Annotated in this window: 18 protein-coding genes and 1 tRNA gene; 8 read left to right on the top strand and 11 right to left on the bottom strand. The window is 70.0% G+C overall.

Features of this window, described 5'->3' with window-relative positions:
- Positions 1 to 130 precede the first annotated feature (130 nt).
- Entirely contained in the window at positions 131 to 556 is a 426-nt protein-coding gene (locus tag BFF78_RS24950; protein WP_069780435.1) for a hypothetical protein, read from the top strand.
- A gap of 434 nt (positions 557 to 990) precedes the next feature.
- On the opposite strand, the gene BFF78_RS24940 is transcribed toward BFF78_RS24950, so the two are convergent.
- Positions 991 to 2,379, bottom strand: coding sequence for a cystathionine beta-synthase (locus BFF78_RS24940; protein WP_069780433.1), 1,389 nt, complete (start codon positions 2,377 to 2,379; stop codon positions 991 to 993).
- A 160-nt stretch (positions 2,380 to 2,539) separates the two neighbouring features.
- On the opposite strand from BFF78_RS24940, the gene BFF78_RS24935 reads away from it, so the two are divergent.
- The 3 genes from BFF78_RS24935 to BFF78_RS24925 all read left to right on the top strand — a co-directional run bounded on the left by BFF78_RS24935 (position 2,540) and on the right by BFF78_RS24925 (position 6,101).
- Entirely contained in the window at positions 2,540 to 3,559 is a 1,020-nt protein-coding gene (locus tag BFF78_RS24935; RefSeq protein ID WP_193433533.1) for an SGNH/GDSL hydrolase family protein, read from the top strand.
- A 258-nt stretch (positions 3,560 to 3,817) separates the two neighbouring features.
- Positions 3,818 to 5,035, top strand: coding sequence for an acetyl-CoA C-acetyltransferase (locus BFF78_RS24930; RefSeq protein WP_069780431.1), 1,218 nt, complete (start codon positions 3,818 to 3,820; stop codon positions 5,033 to 5,035).
- Positions 5,036 to 5,318: 283 nt separating this feature from the next.
- Positions 5,319 to 6,101 (top strand): LapA family protein, encoded by a 783-nt coding sequence (locus BFF78_RS24925; RefSeq protein WP_069780430.1) that lies wholly within the window; start codon positions 5,319 to 5,321, stop codon positions 6,099 to 6,101.
- 4 nt (positions 6,102 to 6,105) lie between these two features.
- Here the strand turns inward: BFF78_RS24925 and BFF78_RS24920 are convergent, their stop codons facing one another.
- Positions 6,106 to 6,417 carry a hypothetical protein gene (locus tag BFF78_RS24920; protein WP_079161464.1) on the bottom strand — a complete coding sequence of 104 codons (312 nt, stop codon included), beginning with the start codon at positions 6,415 to 6,417 and terminating at the stop codon, positions 6,106 to 6,108.
- Positions 6,418 to 6,514: 97 nt separating this feature from the next.
- Between BFF78_RS24920 and BFF78_RS24915 the strand changes: the two genes are divergently transcribed.
- Positions 6,515 to 6,745: a DUF4287 domain-containing protein gene (locus tag BFF78_RS24915; protein WP_069780428.1), complete on the top strand. Its 231-nt coding sequence runs from the start codon at positions 6,515 to 6,517 to the stop codon at positions 6,743 to 6,745.
- Between the two features lie 55 nt (positions 6,746 to 6,800).
- Here BFF78_RS24915 and BFF78_RS24910 read toward each other — a convergent pair whose 3' ends face one another.
- The 3 genes from BFF78_RS24910 to BFF78_RS24900 all read right to left on the bottom strand — a co-directional run bounded on the left by BFF78_RS24910 (position 6,801) and on the right by BFF78_RS24900 (position 9,316).
- Entirely contained in the window at positions 6,801 to 7,661 is an 861-nt protein-coding gene (locus BFF78_RS24910; RefSeq protein ID WP_069780427.1) for a Bax inhibitor-1/YccA family protein, read from the bottom strand.
- Between the two features lie 186 nt (positions 7,662 to 7,847).
- Positions 7,848 to 9,074 (bottom strand): 4-hydroxybenzoate 3-monooxygenase, encoded by a 1,227-nt coding sequence (locus BFF78_RS24905; protein ID WP_069780426.1) that lies wholly within the window; start codon positions 9,072 to 9,074, stop codon positions 7,848 to 7,850.
- Positions 9,075 to 9,229: 155 nt separating this feature from the next.
- Positions 9,230 to 9,316, bottom strand: a tRNA-Leu gene (locus BFF78_RS24900).
- A gap of 423 nt (positions 9,317 to 9,739) precedes the next feature.
- Here BFF78_RS24900 and BFF78_RS24895 point away from each other — a divergent pair.
- Positions 9,740 to 10,510 (top strand): ABC transporter ATP-binding protein, encoded by a 771-nt coding sequence (locus BFF78_RS24895; protein WP_069780425.1) that lies wholly within the window; start codon positions 9,740 to 9,742, stop codon positions 10,508 to 10,510.
- The gene (locus BFF78_RS24890; protein ID WP_069780424.1) at positions 10,510 to 13,038 is read left to right on the top strand and encodes an ABC transporter permease; all 2,529 of its coding nucleotides are present in this window, start codon (positions 10,510 to 10,512) and stop codon (positions 13,036 to 13,038) included. Before BFF78_RS24895 ends, BFF78_RS24890 begins: the two co-directional genes overlap by 1 nt.
- 53 nt (positions 13,039 to 13,091) lie before the next feature.
- On the opposite strand, the gene BFF78_RS24885 is transcribed toward BFF78_RS24890, so the two are convergent.
- Complete coding sequence (locus BFF78_RS24885) at positions 13,092 to 14,393, bottom strand: SAM-dependent methyltransferase (RefSeq protein WP_069780423.1); 1,302 nt, start codon at positions 14,391 to 14,393, stop codon at positions 13,092 to 13,094.
- Positions 14,394 to 14,645: 252 nt separating this feature from the next.
- On the opposite strand from BFF78_RS24885, the gene BFF78_RS24880 reads away from it, so the two are divergent.
- Positions 14,646 to 15,296 (top strand): hypothetical protein, encoded by a 651-nt coding sequence (locus BFF78_RS24880; RefSeq protein WP_159033053.1) that lies wholly within the window; start codon positions 14,646 to 14,648, stop codon positions 15,294 to 15,296.
- Positions 15,297 to 15,402: 106 nt separating this feature from the next.
- Here BFF78_RS24880 and BFF78_RS24875 read toward each other — a convergent pair whose 3' ends face one another.
- The 5 genes from BFF78_RS24875 to eno all read right to left on the bottom strand — a co-directional run bounded on the left by BFF78_RS24875 (position 15,403) and on the right by eno (position 20,778).
- Positions 15,403 to 16,782 carry an NAD(P)/FAD-dependent oxidoreductase gene (locus BFF78_RS24875; RefSeq protein WP_079161463.1) on the bottom strand — a complete coding sequence of 460 codons (1,380 nt, stop codon included), beginning with the start codon at positions 16,780 to 16,782 and terminating at the stop codon, positions 15,403 to 15,405.
- 514 nt (positions 16,783 to 17,296) lie between these two features.
- Positions 17,297 to 18,277: a Ppx/GppA phosphatase family protein gene (locus BFF78_RS24870; RefSeq protein ID WP_069780420.1), complete on the bottom strand. Its 981-nt coding sequence runs from the start codon at positions 18,275 to 18,277 to the stop codon at positions 17,297 to 17,299.
- Positions 18,274 to 18,810, bottom strand: a complete 537-nt coding sequence (locus BFF78_RS24865) for a DUF501 domain-containing protein (protein WP_069780419.1) — start codon at positions 18,808 to 18,810, stop codon at positions 18,274 to 18,276. Before BFF78_RS24865 ends, BFF78_RS24870 begins: the two co-directional genes overlap by 4 nt.
- 100 nt (positions 18,811 to 18,910) lie before the next feature.
- Positions 18,911 to 19,387: an FtsB family cell division protein gene (locus BFF78_RS24860; RefSeq protein WP_069780418.1), complete on the bottom strand. Its 477-nt coding sequence runs from the start codon at positions 19,385 to 19,387 to the stop codon at positions 18,911 to 18,913.
- 104 nt (positions 19,388 to 19,491) lie between these two features.
- On the bottom strand, positions 19,492 to 20,778 hold the full coding sequence (gene eno, locus BFF78_RS24855) for a phosphopyruvate hydratase (RefSeq protein ID WP_069780417.1): 1,287 nt from the start codon (positions 20,776 to 20,778) through the stop codon (positions 19,492 to 19,494).
- Positions 20,779 to 21,025 lie beyond the last annotated feature (247 nt).

Here is a 21,025-nt window from a genome sequence, read left to right as displayed (position 1 = left end):
TATGCAGCCGGGCAAGGGACATCTCATGATCCAGTTTGCCGGGCAGCACGGTCTGGTGAGGCAGCCAGGCGTTCGAAGAGGGGGGCTTTCCCCAGTGCGGGAGGTCTGAGCGTTGCCTAACGTATCCGTCATGACCGGAACGGACGGGCGGGACACCGACCTGCGAAAAGAACTCGACGCCACCCTCCAGACCCGCAGGGAGCTGGGCGAGGAGTACGAGTCGGCGCTGGTCGACTCCTTCCTGGAGAAAGTCGAGCAGCGGATCGACGACACGGTGGACCGCCGGGTGCGGCGGCATCTGGCCGAGCAGCAGATGGCGAGTGCACGCGGCTCCCGGCGCCCGAAGGGCGCCGACACCTGGCCGGAGCGCTTCGGGTTCGCCATCATCTCGCTGGTCCTGGCGATACCGCTGACCGCTGTCGGCGGTGGCATCGCGGGGACGGCCGGGACGCTCGCCACCTGGGCCGGCATCGTCGGCGTCAACTTCGCCCAGGCGGTACGGCTCAACCCGGAACTGCTCGGCGGCCGCCGCGACCGCTCCCACGAGGACGACTGACCCTCACCGGTCACCTGACTCCCAGGCGGCCGAACGCCTTGCCCTGCCGGGGAGTTGGGAATCCGGCACCGTCGGCCGAGCCCCCTGGAAAAGCATGTCGGCCGAGCCCCTGGAAAAGCATTGCGCGGGGACCGCCGCACCCCCGTTGCCGGGGGCGGGACGACGGCGGTCCCCGCGAGGGACGCGGGCCGGGTCAGGGCCGGGCTTGTCGCGTCCGTGGCGTCCATGGAGGTCCGGGAGCCGCTCCGGAGGTCCTTGGCGCCGTTCGGCGTCGGCCTGGGCGGGGAGCCGCTCCCGCCCCTGCCGACACCCACCACTGTGCCGGACCCGTGTTAAGCGGGTGCTGCGCGCACGTGACACGCTCGTACCACTTCCGCGAACCCCGCCTCACCTCACGTGGCTGCCGTAAACCCCAGTTCACCGGGGATTCGCCGCTACTTGCCGCCCTTGGCCAGGAAGGCCAGCAGGTCCTGCCGGCTGACCACACCGGTCGGCTTGCCCTCGACCAGGACGATCGCCGCGTCGGCCGAGCCGAGCACGGACATCAGGTCGCCGACCGGCTCGCCGGAGCCGACCTGGGGCAGCGGGGCGGACATGTGCTTCTCCAGCGGGTCGTCGAGGGAGGCGCGCTTGTTGAACAGGGCGTCCAGCAGCTCCCGTTCCACCACGGACCCGACGACCTCGGCGGCCATCACGTCCGGGTGACCGGCGCCGGGCTTGACGACCGGCATCTGCGAGACGCCGTACTCGCGCAGCACCTCGATGGCCTGGCCGACGGTCTCCTCCGGGTGCATGTGCACCAGGGACGGGATGGTGCCGCCCGCCTTGTCGCTCAGCACGTCGCCGACGCGGGCGCTCGGGCCCTCGTCCTCCAGGAAGCCGTAGTCGGCCATCCACTCGTCGTTGAAGATCTTGCTGAGGTAGCCGCGGCCGCTGTCGGGCAGCAGCACCACCACGACGTCGTCGGGCCCGAGCCGCTCGGCGACCCGCAGCGCGGCGACCACGGCCATCCCGCAGGAGCCGCCGACCAGCAGGCCCTCCTCCTTGGCGAGGCGGCGGGTCATCTGGAAGGAGTCCTTGTCGGACACGGCGACGATCTCGTCCGCGACGGTGCGGTCGTAGGCGGTCGGCCAGAAGTCCTCGCCCACGCCCTCGACGAGGTAGGGCCGCCCGGAGCCGCCGGAGTAGACGGACCCCTCCGGGTCGGCGCCGACGACCTGGACCTTGCCGTCGCTGACGTCCTTCAGGTAGCGGCCGGTGCCGGAGATGGTGCCGCCCGTCCCCACGCCCGCCACGAAGTGGGTGATCTTCCCCTCGGTCTGCTCCCACAGCTCGGGACCGGTCGAGTGGTAGTGCGAGAGCGGGTTGTTGGGGTTGGAGTACTGGTCGGGCTTCCAGGCGCCCGGGGTCTCGCGGACGAGGCGGTCGGAGACGTTGTAGTACGAGTCCGGGTGCTCGGGAGCCACGGCGGTCGGGCAGACGACCACTTCCGCGCCGTATGCGCGCAGCACGTTGATCTTGTCGGTGGAGACCTTGTCAGGGCAGACGAAGATGCACTTGTAGCCCTTCTGCTGGGCGACGATCGCCAGCCCCACACCGGTGTTGCCGCTGGTCGGCTCGACAATCGTGCCGCCCGGCTTCAGTTCCCCGCTCTGCTCGGCTGCCTCGATCATGCGCAGGGCGATGCGGTCCTTCACGGAGCCGCCGGGATTGAAGTACTCCACCTTGGCCAGGACGGTCGCCTGGATGCCCTGGGTCACGTTGTTGAGCCGCACCAGCGGGGTGTTGCCGACGAGGCTGATCATCGAGTCGTGGTATTGCACCGTTGTCTCCGGTTGCTGCAAAAGAAGTGGTCGTAGTGGTGTCGCCAGCCTAAGGCCAGGTGTGTGGCGGACGCGGTCGTTCACTCCCCGTTGAGATTGGCGTACGGGCCGTACGGGGCAAGGAAGTGGGTGTACGGCTACGAGGAGGTGGCGGCGACGCATGACGAGCATGTCAAGGGCGCGAGTGGCCCGGCGTATCGCGGCCGGAGCGGCGTACGGCGGTGGCGGGGTCGGGCTGGTCGGGGCGGCCGCGATGGGACTGCTGCTCGCGGAGGTACGGCTGGCCCGGCGCCATGTGGGCAACGGCACCAGAGACCGCGTTCCCGTGGCCGACGGGGTGTACGGCCACGCGTACGACGTCCCCGGCGAACCGCCCCTCCGCCTGATCATGCTCGGCGACTCCACGGCGGCCGGACAGGGCGTGCACCGGGCGGGCCAGACGCCGGGCGCGCTGCTGGCGTCGGGGCTGGCGGCGGTGGCGGAACGCCCGGTGGAGCTGCGTAACGTCGCGTCGCCGGGCGCCCAGTCGGACGACCTGGACCGCCAGGTGACGCTGGTGCTGTCCGGGGGGCTGCCCCTCCCCGACGTCTGCGTGATCATGGTCGGCGCGAACGACGTGACGCACCGGATGCCACCGACCCGTTCGGTACGGCATCTGTCGGCGGCGGTACGGCGGCTGCGCACGGCCGGTGCGGAGGTGGTGGTCGGCACCTGCCCCGACCTCGGCACGATCGAGCCGGTGCAGCAGCCGCTGCGCTGGCTGGCCCGGCGGGCCTCGCGGCAGCTGGCGGCGGCGCAGACGATCGGCGTCGTGCAGCAGGGCGGGCGCACGGTGTCGCTGGGCGACCTGCTCGGGCCCGAGTTCGAGGCGAACCCCCGGGAGCTCTTCGGCCCGGACAACTACCACCCCTCGGCGGAGGGTTACGCGACGGCGGCGATGGCCGTACTGCCGACGGTGTGCGCGGCGCTGGGCCTGTGGCCGGCGGAGGAGGAGCGGCCGGACGTCACCCGCCGCGAGGGCTTCCTGCCGGTTGCCCGCGCCGCTGCCGAGGCGGCGTCGGAGGCCGGCACCGAGGTTACGGCGGCGATGCCGACGGGACCGCGGGGTCCTTGGGCCTTGCTCAAGCGCAGGCGCCGCCGCCGCGTCCCGGAAGCCGAACCCGCACGCCCGCCCTTGTGACCGTGCCGGGGTTCCGTGCCGGGGGTTCCGTGCCGGTGGTTCCGTGCCGGGGGTTCCGTCCCCAGCACCACCAGGACCTCGGTGGCCTCTCGGCCTGGCGGGACGGGTGGGTCGGTGGGAAACTTGGACCTAGGGAAAGCAAGCGCTTAGTAAACTGCGGCCAGTGTCACACCCCAACACCGGTGACCTTGACCATACGTAGCGGTAACTTCCCAACCGGCCCTGCCCGAAAAGCAAACCCCGTTCACTGGAGCCGTGATGCCCGAAGCCGTCATCGTCTCGACCGCCCGCTCCCCCATCGGCCGCGCCGTCAAGGGCTCCCTGAAGGACCTGCGCCCCGACGACCTGACCGCCACGATCATCCAGGCCGCGCTCGCCAAGATCCCCGAGCTGGACCCCAGGGACATCGACGACCTGATGCTCGGCTGCGGCCTTCCCGGCGGCCAGCAGGGCCACAACCTCGGCCGGATCGTCGCCGTACAGATGGGCATGGACCACCTGCCGGGCTGCACCATCACCCGGTACTGCTCGTCCTCCCTGCAGACCTCCCGCATGGCCCTGCACGCCATCAAGGCCGGCGAGGGCGACGTCTTCATCTCGGCCGGTGTCGAGATGGTCTCCAGCTACGCCCACGGCAGCTCCGACATGCCCGGCACGCACAACCCGCTGTTCGCCGAGGCCGAGGCCCGCACCGTGGCCACCGCCGAGTCGACCGGCTCCACCTGGCACGACCCGCGCGAGGACGGCCTGCTGCCCGACCCGTACATCGCGATGGGCCAGACCGCCGAGAACCTGGCCCGCGCCAAGGGCATCACCCGCCAGGAGATGGACGAGTTCGGCGTCCGCTCGCAGAACCTCGCCGAGCAGGCCATCAAGAACGGCTTCTGGGAGCGCGAGATCACCCCGGTGACCCTCCCGGACGGCACGGTCGTCAGCAAGGACGACGGCCCGCGCCCCGGCGTCACCCTGGAGGGCGTCGCGGGCCTCAAGCCGGTCTTCCGCCCGGACGGGCTGGTCACGGCCGGCAACTGCTGCCCGCTCAACGACGGCGCCGCCGCCGTCGTCATCATGAGCGACACCAAGGCCCGCGAGCTGGGCCTGACCCCGCTCGCCCGGATCGTGTCCACCGGCGTCTCCGGCCTCTCCCCCGAGATCATGGGCCTCGGCCCGGTCGAGGCGAGCAAGCAGGCCCTGCAGCGCGCCGGACTCACCATCGACGACATCGACCTGGTCGAGATCAACGAGGCCTTCGCCGCCCAGGTGATCCCCTCCTACCAGGATCTCGGCATCGACATCGACAAGCTGAACGTCAACGGCGGCGCCATCGCCGTGGGCCACCCCTTCGGCATGACCGGCGCCCGGATCACCGGCACGCTCATCAACTCCCTGCAGTGGCACGACAAGCAGTTCGGCCTGGAGACGATGTGCGTCGGCGGCGGCCAGGGCATGGCGATGGTCGTCGAGCGCCTCAGCTGACCCACGTCCGGTAGCGAACCGGACACACTGTGTGGGAGAAGGGCCCGGAACCGAGGAAACTCCAAGGTTCTGGGCCTTTCCGTGATCCAATCTCCCCCAGGATGTGACCTATCTGACTCGGCGGACCCATCGGTGCAGGTCAACGCAGGTCAGCACAGCGCGCACATCATCCGCAAGGCCAACGTCCTGTCCGTTTCGTGACGTTACGCACTGACAGCTGCTTAGTCCACCCTTCAAGCTGATGTAGGAAGTCGGGGGTCGACTTTGAACCGGGAGTACGTCAGTGAGCGCCATGCCCATCGCCCTGCTGCTCACCACGGCCGCCACCGGCGCCGTGGGCGTCGCCGTCCTGCGCACCGTTCTGAAGCTGCGCCGTCAGCTCTCGGAGCTGCAGCGGCAGCTCGCCGAGAACCAGGCCGCCACCGCCCGCGCCCTGGTGCCGAACGCCCGCGGCCACGCCGACGCCGACCAGATACGTACGGCCGTGGCCGAGGCGCTCGCCGAGGAGCGGGAGCGGGAGCTGGCCGAGGCGCGTGCCTTCTGGGCCGCTCAGGAGTCGCGTGACGCCTCCGACGCCCCGACCCTGCTCGGCCTGCCCGACGCCGAGCTGTTCCTGCCCCGGCAGAGCGACTTCGCGGGCCTGGAGCCGGTGTCCGAGCCGACCGCCGACACCGACGAGTTCGCCGGGGAGTCCCCGGAGCTGGCCGCGGCCCGTCGCCGTCACCCCTCGCACCCCGACTTCGTCCCGGTGCAGTCGCCGGCGGTGAACGACCACGAGCGCACGGTGTCCACGCTGGAGCAGCTGGCCGCCGACCACGTCGAACTCTCCGACGTCCGCCCGGGCCCCCTCGGCACCCTCGACGTCTACGTCTTCGCGGACGGCACCACCCTGTGCATGACCCCGGGCCACCGCGAGACCGCCGAACGCCTCGCGGCAGCGGTGGACGCGGGCGAGGCCCCGTACCTCCTGGGCGGCTCCGGCATCTCCGGGGCCTACACCCTCACCTTCGCCTGCGGCGAGGAGATGGTCTACATCCTGGCCGACAGGGTCATAGCGTCCCTGTGAGGGGTCACACCCCCGCCCGCTGACGCGCCTCCTCAACCACCCGCACCGCTTCGGCGACTTCGTCGTCACTGCGCAACACCAGCGCCAAGTCGTGCGCGGCCACGAGAATCTGGTCAGCCGCCGCGAACATCCCCGCGTCCGGCATCTCCCGAGGCGGGGCGCCGGGTTCTTCCAGCAACTGAGCCCGCCGGGAAAGCTCCCTGGCCACGGCCAGGGCCTCGGCCGCGGCCCCCCGCTGCAGCCGGCTCTGCGGAGCCGCTCGCAACCTGTCGGCAAAGTGATCCACTGCTCGGGTCAAGGGCGTCGTATCAACCACGCGCCGAGAGTAACGTGCCGCACTGTTGCCAATACGCGAACGCTCAGGCACGGTGACGTGAAGGACCGGCTTACATCCCCTGCATTCGGAGGCGCCGATGTCCCAGCTCTTCTCGGAGGAGACCCACCGCAATCTGCTCGCCCGCATCCCCCACTGCACCGGCCGGGAAGTCACCGACTGGCTGCGCACCGTAGAAGAAGGCCCCGCCCTGGTTCGCTTCGAGGAGAAGGTCAGCTGGCTCCGGCACGAGTACGACCTCGCGTACGGTCACGCGAAGGCGATCGTCCACGAGTACGACCTGAGGAGGGCAGCCCGCAAGCTGCTCTAGACGGCGAAGGGCCCCGGGAGGGAACCCGGGGCCCTTCTCACGACCGGTCTGTGCGCTAGTCGTTGTTGGTGAAGATCGCCACCAGCCGCAGCATCTCCAGGTAGATCCACACCAGATGCACGGTGAGACCGAACGCGGCGAACCAGGACTCGTTGCGCGGGGCGCCGTACGCGATGCCGTCCTCGATGTGCTTGAAGTCGAGGGTCAGGAAGAACGCGCCGAGCAGGATCGCGACGATGCCGACGAGCGCGCCCAGCGGACCGAAGCTGCGCAGCCCGCCGTTCTGGGCAACGCCGAGGACGACCAGCAGCAGGTTGACCGCCAAGACCACCATGAAGGCCATGGCGATGGCGATGCCCACCCGGGCGTAGCGGGCGGTGACGCGGATCCAGCCGGCCTTGTAGACGAGCAGGGTCGCGCCCGCGACCGCCATGGTGCCGAGCACCGCCTGGAAAGGCGCGCCCTGCCAGCGGCTGTTGTACATCTCGCTGACGACGCCGAGGAAGACGCCCTCGAAGGCGGCGTACCCGAGGATCAGCGCGGGCGACGGGGTGCGCTTGAAGCTCTGGACCATCGCCAGGACGAACGCGACGAACCCGGCGCCGAAGGCGAGGCCGAGGCCGACCACCGTGACCGGCAGCAGCGCCCAGGCGAGGACCGCGCCGAGGGCGACGACGCCGAGCGTGATGGCCGAGCGGACGACGACGTCGTCCATCGTCATCCGGTCGGTGGTGACCGGAGCCTGCGGCGGGGCGCCGTACTGGACGCCGCCCTGCGCGTACGGGTTCTGGGCGTAGGGGTTCTGCGCGTACGGGTTGCCCTGTGCGTACCCGGCCTGCGGTGCGGTGTTGAAGCCGGCGTAGCCGTTGTCGCGGCTGAACCCCCGTCGCGAGAAGACCGGGTTACTGCTCCTCATTTCACTCCTCCATGGCGGCCGTGCGCAGCCTTGGCTCAAGAGTAATGGATTGGCAAAGTACGGACCATGATACTTGAGGAGGATCTTTCCCCTGCCGTGCTGCCCAACACGCTACGCGGACCGGCGATTCCCGGCCATGGGTGATCGCCTTCCATGACGAACCTGCTACCTCGCCGAGACGCGTCGCTAACCCAGGGGGAACCCGGTGTACGCCTCGGCCAGGTCGGTCTCGGCCGCGCGGCAGGAGGCGATCCGCTCCAGCCGGGCCAGTTGGAGGCGGGCGTCGAAGGGGGTGGCGTCCGGGGCCGGATGGAGCATCGTCGTCATGTCCCAGGAGAACCGCTCGGCCTGCCAGACGCGGCGCAGACAGGTCGCGGAGTAGGCGTCGAGGAGTTCCGGGGAACCGGTCTCCTTGCGGTGGGCGAGGGCGCGGGCGAGGGTGGCGACGTCGCCGACGGCGAGATTCAGCCCTTTGGCGCCGGTCGGCGGGACGATGTGGGCGGCGTCGCCGGCGAGGAAGAGGCGGCCGTGGCGCATCGGTTCGTGGACGAAGGAGCGCATGGGGGTGACCGACTTCTGGGTGATGGGGCCGCGCTCCAGCCGCCAGTCGTCCTCGGTCTCGAAGCGGCGCTCCAGCTCGGACCAGATCTCGTCGTCGGTCCACTCCTCGGCGTCCGTGCCGGCGGGCACCTGGAGGTAGAGGCGGGAGACGAAGGATTCAATGGGGAGCGGAGCGACTTCCCTGGAAGGCTGGTGGCGGGTGACGGGCGGGCGCATCGACAGCAGGGCGAAGCCGCGGTCGTGGCGGGCGTAGACGAGCTCGTCGTGCGAGGGCGCGACGTCGGCGAGGATGCCGAGCCAGGCGTAGGGGTACGTCCGCTCGAACACGCGGGACAGGGCGGGCGGGAAGGCCCCCCGGGTCACACCCCAGAAGCCGTCGCAGCCGACGGCGTAGTCGCACTCCAGCACGTCCTCGCGGCCCTGGTGCCGGAACGGGATGCGCGGCCGGTCGCCGTCGGCGCCCTCCACCGCCAGCGCCTGCGCCTCGAACAGCAGCGGTCCGCCCTCCTTCAGCTGAAGGGCGATCAGGTCCTTGCACACCTCGGTCTGGGCGTACACCATCACCGACCGCCCGCCGGTCGCGCCGGGGAAGTCGACGCGGTGCCGGCGGCCGTCGAAGCGCAGCTCGATGCCGTCGTGCCGCAGTCCCTCCCGGTCCAGCCGCTCCCCTGCGCCGGCGGCGCGCAGCACGTCGACCGTGCCCTGCTCCAGGATCCCGGCGCGCTGGCGGTGTTCGACGTAGGCGCGGTCGCGGCTCTCCAGGACCACCGAGTCGATGCCGGCGCGGTGCAGCAGCCGGGCGAGCAGCAGCCCGGCCGGTCCGCCTCCGATGATCCCGACGGTGGTGCGCATGGGCTGTCCCTTCCCGTGGCGTCGTCGCCTCAGACCGTGTGCCCTGTTCGGCCGCTGCTTGGTTCGTCTGGTGAAGTTTCCTTCACCGAGCGCAGGGGCGAGTCTGCGCCGGGGGGCAACCGATGTCAACGGGTGGGGAGGCGGCCAAGGCGCGGTGGTGCCCGGAGCCGGACTTGAACCGGCACGCCCGCGAAGGGGCAGCGAGGTTTAAGCTCGCCGTGTCTGCATTCCACCATCCGGGCAGGCCATGGGCTCCGCTTCGAGGTTCGAGCCTATCGGGACGCATCCCCCGAACAGCGGAACGGCGGACCGATGTTGTCTTATTTTATTGACGTCTGAGGGTGCATCAGCCCCCGGAACGGGCCATCCGCACTTGCCAACAGCCTGACGTGACGTGGGTACGCCCGTACGTGGAATGACGGAATTTCACCGTCCGAACGAGGGTGTGCCACCCGTTCTCGACACCGTTGGCCACCGATCCGGCAGCGCCTCCCGCTACGCCCCTCTCAGGGTCGGCCGTCCTCCCCAGGTATGACACGGCGCCCTCCCGTCCGACCGGAGTCGCCCTCGGGAACCGGAACAGCGGCTGACTACACGCGCGCTCGGCGCCGGGACGATGGAGCGGTCCCCTGGAACACACGTCATCCCGACAGGAGCACCGTCCCGTGACCACCACACCCACCGCCGCCCGGACCACCGCCGTGGCCGCACGCGCCACGGAGCTGTCGAAGATCTACGGGCAGGGTGAGACCCGGGTGGTCGCCCTGGACCGGGTCTCCGTCGACTTCCGGCAGGCCGAGTTCACGGCGATCATGGGCCCGTCCGGCTCCGGCAAGTCCACGCTGATGCACTGCGTGGCGGGCCTCGACACCTTCTCCTCGGGTTCCGTGCGCATCGGTGACACCGAGCTGGGCTCGCTGAAGGACAAGCAGCTCACCAAGCTCCGCCGGGACAAGATCGGCTTCATCTTCCAGGCCTTCAACCTGCTGCCGACGCTGACCGCGCTGGAGAACATCACCCTGCCGATGGACATCGCCGGGCGGAAGCCGGACAAGGCCTGGCTGGATCAGGTGATCTCGATGGTCGGCCTGTCCGGACGGCTCAGCCACCGGCCCGCGCAGCTCTCCGGCGGCCAGCAGCAGCGCGTGGCCGTCGCCCGCGCCCTGGCCTCCAAGCCCGACATCATCTTCGGTGACGAGCCGACCGGAAACCTCGACTCGCGCTCCGGCGCCGAGGTCCTCGGCTTCCTGCGCAACTCGGTGCGCGAACTGGGCCAGACCGTCGTCATGGTGACCCACGACCCGGTGGCCGCGGCCTACGCCGACCGCGTGGTCTTCCTCGCGGACGGCCGGATCGTCGACGAGATCCACGGCCCGACGGCCGACTCCGTCCTCGACCTGATGAAGCAGTTCGACGCGAAGGGCCGTACCAGCTGATGTTCCGCACCGCCCTGCGCAACGTCCTCGCGCACAAGGCCCGGCTCCTGATGACCGTGCTCGCCGTCATGCTCGGCGTGGCCTTCGTCTCCGGGACGCTCGTCTTCACCAACACCATCTCCGACGCCTACCAGAAGAGCTCCGCCAAGGGCTTCGACCGGGTCGACGTCGCCGTACAGCCCAAGTACCAGGACTCCAAGGGCGATCAGGTCGGCAAACTGTCCGCCCTGAGCCAGGCCACGCTGGACAAGGCCGCGAAGGTCCCCGGCGCCGCCTCCGCCACCGGTGTCGTCAGCGGCTTCACCGCCGTCGCCGACAAGCACGGCAAGCTGGCCGGCGGCGACTGGCAGTCCAACGGCGGCAACTACTGGGGCACCAAGGACGCCCGCTACCCGCTGGTGAGCGGCCACGCCCCGCACGGCGGGAACGAGGTGCTGCTCGACTCCAAGACCGCCAAGCGCGCCGGCTACCAGGTCGGCGACACCGTGCGCCTGTCCGTGAACGGCCCCGTCCTCACCCCGACCATCACCGGCATCTTCACCACCGACGACGGCAACGTGGCCGCAGGCGGCAGCCTCGCCCTGTTCGACACGCCGACCGCACAGGCACTGCTCGGCAAGAAGGGCACGTACGACGAGATCGACGTCAAGGCCGCGCCCGGCACCAGCCAGACCGCGCTGAAGGCCGGGCTGGACAAGGCGCTGCCGTCCCACCTGGTGGAGACCACCACGGGCAAGCAGCTCGCCGACGACCAGGCCAAGCAGATCGCCGACTCGATGAGCGGTCTGAAGCAGGCCCTGCTGGTGTTCGCCGGTATCGCGCTGTTCGTCGGCACGTTCATCATCGCCAACACCTTCACCATGCTGGTCGCCCAGCGCACCCGCGAACTGGCCCTGCTGCGCGCGGTCGGCGCCTCCCGCCGCCAGGTGACCCGCTCGGTGCTCATCGAGGCGTTCGCGGTCGGCGCGGTCGCCGGGGTGACCGGTCTGGCCGCCGGTATCGGCATCGGCGCGGGCCTGCGCTCGCTGCTGGGTTCCTTCGGCGCGAGCGTGCCCGACGGGCCGCTGGTGATCAGCCCCGGCACCGTGGTGGCCGCCCTCGCGGTCGGCATCCTCATCACCATGCTGGCCGCCTGGCTGCCCGGCCGCCGGGCCGCGAAGATCCCGCCGGTGGCGGCGATGAGCAGCGTGCACGCCAAGGCCACCACCAAGTCGCTGGTGCTGCGCAACACGCTCGGCGCGCTGTTCGCGGCGGCCGGCATCGCGGTGGTCCTCGCGGCCACGTCGATGGACGCCGACGCCGCCCAGGGCCCCATGGGCATCGGCGCGGTTCTGCTGATCATCGGCGTGTTCATCCTGACCCCGCTGCTGTCGCGCCCGCTGATCGCGGCCGCCGCCCCGGTGCTGCGCGCCTTCGGCGTCTCGGGCAAGCTGGCCCGCCAGAACTCGGTGCGCAACCCGCGCCGTACGGCGGCCACCGCCTCCGCGCTGATGATCGGGCTCACCCTGATCACCGGTATGACGGTGATGGCGGGCAGCCTGCAGACGGCCATCGACAAGATGGCGTCCTCGGCGATCCGCGCGGACTACGTCGTCTCGATGGCCAACCGCTCGCCCCTCTCCCCGCACGTGGCGCAGAAGCTCGCCACCACCGACGGCGTCACGGCCAGCAGCCCGCTGCGCAACGCCGAGTCCCGCATCGACGGCAGGACCGAGTTCCTGACCGGCGTCGACGGCTCGTCCATCGGGAAACTGACCGACCTGAAGGTGGACGACGGCACCTTCACGGTGGGCGGCTCGCAGGTGGTCGTGGACAAGGAACGGGCCAAGGAGTACGGCTGGACGCCCGGTTCGCACTTCACCGCGCACTTCGAGGACGGCAAGGCACGGCAGCTGACCGTCGCCGGTGTCTACGAGGGCAACGACATGATCAACGGCATCATGCTCGACAACAAGGTCCTCACCCCGCACCTGAAGGACCCGGCCGACATGCAGGTCATGGTCAAGACGGCGAACGGCACGTCCGAGGCGACGAAGGACCGGCTGACGAAGGCCCTCGGCATCAACCCGGCGATCAAGATCCAGGACAAGCAGGACATCTCCAACAGCATCGCGAAGATCTTCACGACGATGCTGAACATGCTCTACGGCCTGCTCGGCATGGCGGTGATCGTCGCGGTCCTCGGCGTCATCAACACCCTGGCCATGTCGGTCTTCGAGCGCGCCCAGGAGATCGGCATGCTCCGCGCGATCGGCCTGGACCGCAAGGCGGTCAAGCGGATGGTCCGCCTGGAGTCCCTGGTGATCTCCCTGTTCGGCGGGGTGCTCGGCATCGGCCTGGGCGTGTTCTTCGGCTGGGCGGCCGGCCAGCTGCTGGGCACGAAGATGCCGACGTACGAACTGGTCCTGCCCTGGGGCCGGATGGCGGTCTTCCTGCTGCTGGCGGGCATGGTCGGCGTCCTGGCCGCGCTGTGGCCGGCCCGGCGCGCGGCCCGGCTGAACATGCTGGCGGCGATCAAGGCCGAGTAGCGGTACGACGAGAGGAGGGGCCCCGCAGCCGCGGGGCCCCTCCTCTCATGTGCTCAGGTGTTCCAGGTGCGGGTGCGCAGCGGCAGCCCGGAGGTGCCCGGCTCCGGGGTGCGCAGCGCCAGGACCTGGTTGACGCCGATCCGGTTGCGTTCGAAGGCGAGCGCGGAGGCGGCCATGTACAGCTGCCAGACGCGGGCCCGGCCGGGGCTGGTGAGGCGTACGGCGTGGTCCCAGTCGGCCTCCAGGTTGGTCACCCACTGACGCAGGGTGCGGGCGTAGTGCTCGCGGATGGACTCCACGTCCCGCACCTCGAACCCGGCGTGCTCCAGCTGGGTGACGGTGGTCCCGACCGGGGCGAGTTCGCCGTCGGGGAAGACGTAGGCGTCGATGAACTCGTCCACCTCGTACGCCGATTCGTCGCGCTGCGGGCGGCGGGCGATCTGGTGGTTGAGCAGCCGCCCGCCGGGCTTCAGCAGGGCGTACAACTGGCGGGCGTACTCCAGGTACCGTTCGGCGCCGACGTGTTCGGCCATGCCGATGGAGGAGATGGCGTCGAAGGGCCCGTCCGCCACGTCCCGGTAGTCCTGGACCCTGATCTCCACCCGGTCGGTCAGCCCCTCGTCGGCGACGCGCTTACGGGCGTACGCCGCCTGCTCCTGCGACAGCGTGACCCCGACGACGCTCACGCCGTGCTCACGGGCCGCGTGGATGGCCATCGAGCCCCAGCCGCAGCCGACGTCCAGCAGTCGCTGACCGGGGGTCAGTCCGAGCTTGGCGCAGATGAGTTCGAGCTTGTCCCGCTGGGCGCTCTGAAGCGTCTCGCCCTTTTCGGCGGCCCCCCAGTAGGCGCAGGAGTACACCATGGACGGCCCGAGGACGAGCTCGTAGAAGTCGTTGCCGACGTCGTAGTGGTGGCTGATGGCCCGCTTGTCGGTGTGCCGGGTGTGCAGACGCCGGCGCGGCCTGCGGACCTCCTCGCGCGGCGGCGCGGGCGGGATCGGCGGGCCCGCCAGCTTCAGCAGGTCACGGACGGCGGCCCGTACGGCCGGGTCGCGCAGGGCCTCGACGAGGCTGCGGCTGTCTTCCCCGCGCTCCCACACGAGTCCCGCCAGCGCGTCCAGCGCGGTGTACAGGTCGCCCTCGATCCCCAGGTCGCCGGAGACCCAGGCACGGGCGAGGCCCAGCTCGCCCGGTTTGAACAGCATGCGGCGCAGGGCGCGGCGGTTGCGCACGACCAGCGCCGGCGCACCCGGCGGCCCGGCCTGCGATCCATCCCAGGCCCGCAGCCGGAGCGGGAGCGGGGCTCCCAGCAACTGCTCGGCAAGACTCCTCAGCCGCGACGCGGCGTCGGCCATGGCGCACACCTCCAAGACGAGATCCCGGATGCCGGTAACCACGTAAACACCGTCGGTGGTCCAGCGCAGTCCCGCAAAGGAGTTACAACTGAGCAAAATAGTTGCATATGCCATGCAGATGGGGGCGCAGAGTGTGCGGGAAGCGCCTGCCATCGGTCAAGTCACGGCTTGCAGTGGCATGACGCGCCTCGGGAGCCGGGCCGTAATGGATGACGTACCCCGAACCCCCCACCTCATCGGATGTGCATCACCATGATTCGTCTCTCCAAGTACCAGCGCCTCGCCCTTCTCGCCGCCTCGACCACCGTGATCACCGGGGGTGTGCTGTCGCAGGGCGCCGCGTTCGCCGCTCCGGCGGCCCCGCACCCCGCCTCCGTCACCGCCGCCGGCCACGTCGACGCCGCCACACAGTGGAAGCAGGTCACCGACACGCCGAGCGGTATCACCGTCCAGCTCCCGGGAAAGCCCCGGACGCAGGAGAACACCGACAACCAGATCAGCTGCCGTGACTATGTGGTGCCGACCGGCTACGGGGCCATCGGCTTCTCGGTCTACGACGGGCCCGCTTCGGAAGCGAACAAGCCGTGGGATCTCGAAGCAGGTCTCAAGAACGCGGTGGACGGCTACAACAGCGGCGATCCGGGCGCCAGGCTGCGCAGCACCGATGTCCACGACGGCACCAAGGACGGCCACCGCTATCTGGAGGCGAAGCTCGTCGGCGCCGACGGCAGGGTGGGTCACATCCGCCTCGTCGACCTCGGCCAGCGGGCGATCATCATCGAGGACGTCGGCAACAGCGACCAGCGGGACTCCGTCGACCACGACTACCAGCAGGTGCTCGACAGCATCAAGCTCCCGGACCACAGCGTCCGGCAGGCCCAGGACCCCGCCGTGGCCACCTGACCGCGGAACGCCTGCGGCCGCATGAGAGCCGGGGCCCGCACACGCCGAAGGACCTCCCGCACCACGGATGGCAGGAGGTCCTTCGGGGTGTTCCGGTGACCGGAGGTCAGGAGGCCTTGGCCTTCTCCCCGGTCTTGGCGGCGGCGACCGGCGCGGGCTTGGCGGCCTCGTAGAACTCCTCGCGCGGGTTCTCCATGGCGCCCAGGGAGACGACCTCGCGCTTGAGGAACATGCCGAGCGTCCAGTCGGCGAGGACACGGATCTTGCGGTTCCAGGTCGGCATCGCCATGCCGTGGTAGCCACGGTGCATGTACCAGGCGAGGCGGCCCTTGAGCTTGATCTTCACCTTGCCCATGACGATCATCGCCACGCCCTTGTGCAGGCCGAGACCGGCGACCGCACCCTTGTTGGCGTGCTCGTACTCCTTCTGCGGGAAGCCCCGCATACCGGAGACCACGTTGTCGCCGAGCACCTTGGCCTGGCGCAGCGCGTGCTGGGCGTTCGGCGGGCACCAGGCGTTCTCGTTGCCCGCCTTGCGGCCGACGAGGTCCGGGACCTGCGCGTTGTCACCGGCGGCCCAGATGTAGTCCGTGCCCTTGACCTGGAGGGTGGGCTCGCAGTCGACGTGGCCGCGCGGGCCGAGCGGCAGACCGAAGCGGGACAGGGCCGGGTTCGGCTTGACGCCGGCGGTCCACACGATCGTGTTGGAGTCGACCTCGAGGCCGTTCTTCAGCACCACGTGGCCGTCGACGCAGGAGTCCATGGAGGTGGAGAGGTAGATCTCCACGCCGCGGCCCTCGAGGTGCTCCTTGCCGTACTGGCCGAGCTTGGGACCCACCTCGGGGAGGATCTTGTCGGCGGCGTCGACGAGGATGAAGCGCATGTCCTCACGGGACACGTTCTTGTAGTACTTGGCCGCGTCCCGGGCCATGTCCTCGACCTCGCCGATGGTCTCCGCACCCGCGAAGCCACCGCCGATGAAGACGAAGGTGAGCGCCTTGCGGCGGATCTCCTCGTCGGTCGTGGAGTCGGCCTTGTCCAGCTGCTCCAGCACGTGGTTGCGCAGGCCGATGGACTCCTCGATGCCCTTCATGCCGATGCCCTGCTCGGCGAGGCCGGGGATCGGGAAGGTACGGGACACCGCGCCGAGCGCGATGACGAGGTAGTCGAAGGGCAGCTCGTACGCCTCGCCCACCAGCGGGGCGATCGTGGCGACCTTGCGGTCCTGGTCGATGGTGGTGACCCGACCGGTGAGGACCTCCGCCTTCGGCAGCACGCGTCGCAGCGGGACGACGACATGGCGAGGGGAGATGTTGCCGGCGGCGGCTTCGGGGAGGAAGGGCTGGTAGGTCATGTACGACCGGGGGTCGACGACCGTGACGGTCGCCTCTCCGTAGCGCATCTTCTTGAGAATGCGCCGAGCTGCGTACAGGCCTACGTACCCACCGCCTACTACGAGGATCCTGGGACGCTCCGTGGTGCTCATGCCATCGAGTATCCACCCGCCCCGAGGGGGTCGCTCGTGCGCCCCTTCACAAGGTCCGACAGGGCCTGTGCTACACTCCGCGACTCGCGTGACGCAGGTCATCACCGCCCAGGGGAACCGCAGCACCCTTTGGACCGATGTCAATGCCGCGTGAGCTGCCTCTCTCGGCGGCGGACGAGGGTGTGAGCGACCCGAAACACCCCTGTCGGCACGCGATCCGAAGCCGCCCTACGGCCCCCATCTGAACATGTTCAAGGGCCTCTTCAGCCCCCGAAAGGGCCAACAGGCACCTTCCCGTGCGCCCGCCATCCCAAATTCCTTGTGAAGAACTTCACGAAGTTTTCCGACGCCACGTCGCGCAGGGGGCGCACAGAGCCCCGGAAGCCGCTCAGACGTTATCCGACCTGCTCAGCAGTGGCTACCCATCAGTAACAAAAGAGAGCCGGGCAACAGCGCGGACGGGCTCGGGACGACGGCCCCGGTTCCTCTCGGCAAGGACGGGGGCCGCTCATCGTCACCGCAGGTCAGCGGCCTCGTTGCCGGATTCGGCCGCTTCCGCCACCGTGAAGGCGATGCCGTCGAGGATGTCGTGCTCGCTCACCACGACCTCCTCGGCGCCGATCCGCTCCATGATCGCGAGCAGCACGAGAGCGCCCGCGCCGATGACGTCGACCCGGCCGGGGTGCAGGGACGGGACGGCGGCGCGCTCGGCGTGCGTGGAGCGCAGCAGCCACTCGGTGATCTCGCGGACCCGGTCGTGGGAGATCCGGGAGTGGTGGATGCGCGCGGAGTCGTACTCGGGCAGTTCCTGGGCGATGGCCGAGACGCTGGTGACGGACCCGGCGAGGCCCACCAGGGTGTGCGCCTCGCCGAGCGGGACCGTCTGCTCGGCGAGGTCCAGGGCCGCCTCGATGTCGGCCCGCATGGCGGCGATCTCCGCCTCGGTGGGCGGGTCGGAGACCTTGCCCCCGTGCACCAGATGCCGCTCGGTCATCCGCACACAGCCGACGTCCACGGACCGCGCGGCCCGCACATGCTCCTCGCCGACGACGAACTCGGTGGACCCGCCGCCGATGTCCACCACCAGGTACGGCTTGGTGAGATCCGCCCGCCCCTGCAGTTCCCTGGTCGCACCGGTGAAGGAGAACTCGGCCTCCTGGTCGCCCGTGATCACCTCCGGCTCGACCCCGAGGATGTCCAGCACGCCGCGTACGAACTCGTCCCGGTTCTCGGCGTCACGGGAGGCGGAGGTGGCCACGAAGCGCAGCCGCTCGACGCCGTGCTCCTTGATCACGGCCGCGTACTCACGGCAGGCCGCGAACGTGCGCTCCAGCGCCTCGGGGGCGAGCCGGCCGGTGCGGTCGACGCCCTGGCCGAGCCGCACGATCGTCATCCGGCGGTCCAGGTCGACGAGTTCACCGGACTGCGGATGCACATCGGCGACCAGCAGCCGGATGGAGTTCGTACCGCAGTCGATGGCGGCGACGCGCGTCACTTCTCGTCCCCCTCGGTGTTCTCCAGCGTCACGCACGCGCCCTTGCGCCACCACTCCGGCAGCATGGCGAGCGCCTCGTCCCCGAGCGGGTTCACCCCGGGTCCCGCGGCCAGCGAGTGAGCCACCAGGACGTGCAGGCACTTGACCCGGTCCGGCATGCCGCCCGCGCTCGGGAAGCCCTTCAGCTCCTCGATCTCGTCCCGGCGCCGGATGTAGTCCTCGTGCGCGGCCCGGTAGGCGGCCGCCAGTTCGGGGTCCGTGCCCAGCCGCTCGGTCATCTCCTTCATCACGCCGTTCGCCTCCAGCGTGCCGATCGCGGAGGACGCCTTCGGGCACGTGAGGTAGTACAGCGTCGGGAAGGGCGTGCCGTCGGGCAGCCGCGGCGCGGTCTCCACGACGTCCGGCTGGCCGCACGGGCAGCGGTGCGCGATGGCCCTGAGGCCCCGCGGCGGGCGGCCCAGCTGCTGCTTGAAGGCCTCGACGTCCGCGTCGGTGGGCTCGGTGCGCGGAGTGGGCGGCGGGGGCGTTTCCATGACTGCTTCAGGTTGGCTTTCTATCGGTTACTGGCCCAAGACCGCTTACTGGCCGGAGGCCGGATTACTGGCCCAAGACCGGTTACTGGCCGGAGGCCGGTTACTGGTCGGAGGCGTCGGACTTGTCGACCCCGTCCCAGACGTTCGCGTACCAGGGCCGGTGGGCGGCCCTGAGGTCGGCGCGGGACTGCTTGGCCGTGCCCGGGTCGACGACGGTGTACCCGGTCTCCCCGGGCATCACATAGTGCAGCCGGAGCCGGATCTGCTGCTCGGCGTAGGAGTCGTCCTGCCAGCGTGCCTTGAGGTCGCGCAGTTGCTCCACCCGCTTGGCGGCCTGCTCCTGCTGCCGCTGCAGGTCGGAGATCTGCGCGCGCTGGGAGACGTACTGGCGCATCGGATAGGCGAGCGCGACGATCATCGAGCACAGCACCAGCGCCAGCAGCGCCGCCCGGCCGGTGAGCCGGGAGCGGCGGGCCTGCCGCTTGGTCTGGGAGCGGTAGACCCGGGCCGCCGTCTGCTCGCCGAGCAGCCTGATCCTGGTCGCGGTGGAGAAACGGTCCCGGTCCTTGACGGCCATCGGCTCTCCGCCTCCCCTTTCACACGTGCGTACGTCCCCGGACACGGTACGGGACCGGGTACGGGGACGTACGTATGACTGGCTAAGGCTTACTCCACGTTGGCTCAGCCCTTGAAGCGCGGGAACGCGCTGCGGCCCGCGTACACCGCGGCGTCGTCGAGGATCTCCTCGATGCGCAGCAGCTGGTTGTACTTGGCGACACGCTCGGAGCGGGCCGGGGCGCCGGTCTTGATCTGGCCGCAGTTGGTGGCGACGGCCAGGTCGGCGATGGTGACGTCCTCGGTCTCGCCGGAGCGGTGGGACATCATGCACTTGTAGCCGCTGCGCTGGGCCAGCTCGACGGCGTCCAGGGTCTCGGTCAGCGAGCCGATCTGGTTCACCTTCACGAGCAGGGCGTTGGCGGTGCCCTCCTCGATGCCGCGGGCGAGGCGCTCGGGGTTGGTGACGAACAGGTCGTCGCCGACCAGCTGGACCTTGTCGCCGAGACGGTCGGTGATGACCTTCCAGCCGGCCCAGTCGTCCTCGAACAGCGGGTCCTCGATGGAGACGAGCGGGTAGGCCGCGACGAGCTCCTCGTAGTACTCCGTCATCTCGGCGGCGGAGCGCTCCTTGCCCTCGAAGAGGTACTTGCCGTCCTTGTAGAACTCGGAGGCGGCCACGTCGAGCGCGAGGGCGATCTGCTGGCCGGGGGCGTAGCCGGCCTCCTTGATGGCCTCGAGGATGAGGTCGAGGGCCTCGCGGTTGGAGCCGAGGTTCGGGGCGAAGCCGCCCTCGTCGCCGAGGCCGGTGGCCAGGCCCTTGGACTTCAGGACCTTCTTCAGGGTGTGGTAGACCTCGGCGCCCCAGCGCAGGGCCTCGGAGAAGGACTCCGCGCCGATCGGGGCGATCATGAACTCCTGGATGTCCACGTTGGAGTCCGCGTGCGAGCCGCCGTTGAGGATGTTCATCATCGGCACCGGCAGCAGGTGCGCGTTGGGGCCGCCCAGGTAGCGGAAGAGCGGGAGGTCGCTGGCCTCGGAGGCGGCGTGGGCGACGGCGAGGGAGACGCCGAGGATGGCGTTGGCGCCGAGGGAGCCCTTGTTGTCGGTAGCGTCCAGGTCGAACATGGCCTGGTCGATCAGGCGCTGCTCGGTGGCGTCGTAGCCGACCAGCTCCGGGCCGATCTGCTCGATGACGGCGAGGACGGCCTTCTCGACGCCCTTGCCCTGGTAACGGTTGGAGTCACCGTCGCGGAGCTCGATGGCCTCGAAGGCGCCGGTGGAGGCGCCGGACGGGACGGCGGCACGACCCGTGCTGCCGTCGTCGAGGCCGACCTCGACCTCGACCGTGGGGTTGCCTCGGGAGTCCAGGATTTCCCGGGCTACGACGACGTCGATGGACGGCACGAGCATCTCCTTCTTGGGATGTGACGCTGGAAGTGCGGGGCGTGTGCCTTACGGCTGTGCCTTGCGACTAGAGCCTAACCGTCCCCGGGGCGTCGGCCACCGACCGACCGTCCCGTGGACGGGGAGGACACGCAGACGGTACCCATTGTTCACCGACGGAACAAAGGGGCCTCCGGGTGAGGCCGAGGTGAAGAGTGGGGAAAGCGGGCAGAAAAAACCCCGCCCCGGCGCGTACGGGGGAACACGCGCCGGG

It is taken from the genome of Streptomyces fodineus, from assembly GCF_001735805.1.
Lineage (GTDB): Bacteria > Actinomycetota > Actinomycetes > Streptomycetales > Streptomycetaceae > Streptomyces > Streptomyces fodineus.
The sequence above is the reverse complement of the archived record's forward strand: the minus strand, read 5'-3'. Positions and strand labels throughout refer to the sequence as shown.

Bases quoted from the DNA above. Each gene is read 5' to 3' on its own strand.
- BFF78_RS24950 (WP_069780435.1), top strand. From the start codon at position 131: ATGACCGGAACGGACGGGCGGGACACCGACCTGCGAAAAGAACTCGAC.
- BFF78_RS24935 (WP_193433533.1), top strand. From the start codon at position 2,540: ATGACGAGCATGTCAAGGGCGCGAGTGGCCCGGCGTATCGCGGCCGGA.
- BFF78_RS24930 (WP_069780431.1), top strand. From the start codon at position 3,818: ATGCCCGAAGCCGTCATCGTCTCGACCGCCCGCTCCCCCATCGGCCGC.
- BFF78_RS24915 (WP_069780428.1), top strand. From the start codon at position 6,515: ATGTCCCAGCTCTTCTCGGAGGAGACCCACCGCAATCTGCTCGCCCGC.
- BFF78_RS24910 (WP_069780427.1), bottom strand. From the start codon at position 7,661: ATGAGGAGCAGTAACCCGGTCTTCTCGCGACGGGGGTTCAGCCGCGAC.
- BFF78_RS24905 (WP_069780426.1), bottom strand. From the start codon at position 9,074: ATGCGCACCACCGTCGGGATCATCGGAGGCGGACCGGCCGGGCTGCTG.
- BFF78_RS24890 (WP_069780424.1), top strand. From the start codon at position 10,510: ATGTTCCGCACCGCCCTGCGCAACGTCCTCGCGCACAAGGCCCGGCTC.
- BFF78_RS24885 (WP_069780423.1), bottom strand. From the start codon at position 14,393: ATGGCCGACGCCGCGTCGCGGCTGAGGAGTCTTGCCGAGCAGTTGCTG.
- BFF78_RS24880 (WP_159033053.1), top strand. From the start codon at position 14,646: ATGATTCGTCTCTCCAAGTACCAGCGCCTCGCCCTTCTCGCCGCCTCG.
- BFF78_RS24875 (WP_079161463.1), bottom strand. From the start codon at position 16,782: ATGAGCACCACGGAGCGTCCCAGGATCCTCGTAGTAGGCGGTGGGTAC.
- BFF78_RS24865 (WP_069780419.1), bottom strand. From the start codon at position 18,810: ATGGAAACGCCCCCGCCGCCCACTCCGCGCACCGAGCCCACCGACGCG.
- BFF78_RS24860 (WP_069780418.1), bottom strand. From the start codon at position 19,387: ATGGCCGTCAAGGACCGGGACCGTTTCTCCACCGCGACCAGGATCAGG.
- eno (WP_069780417.1), bottom strand. From the start codon at position 20,778: ATGCTCGTGCCGTCCATCGACGTCGTCGTAGCCCGGGAAATCCTGGAC.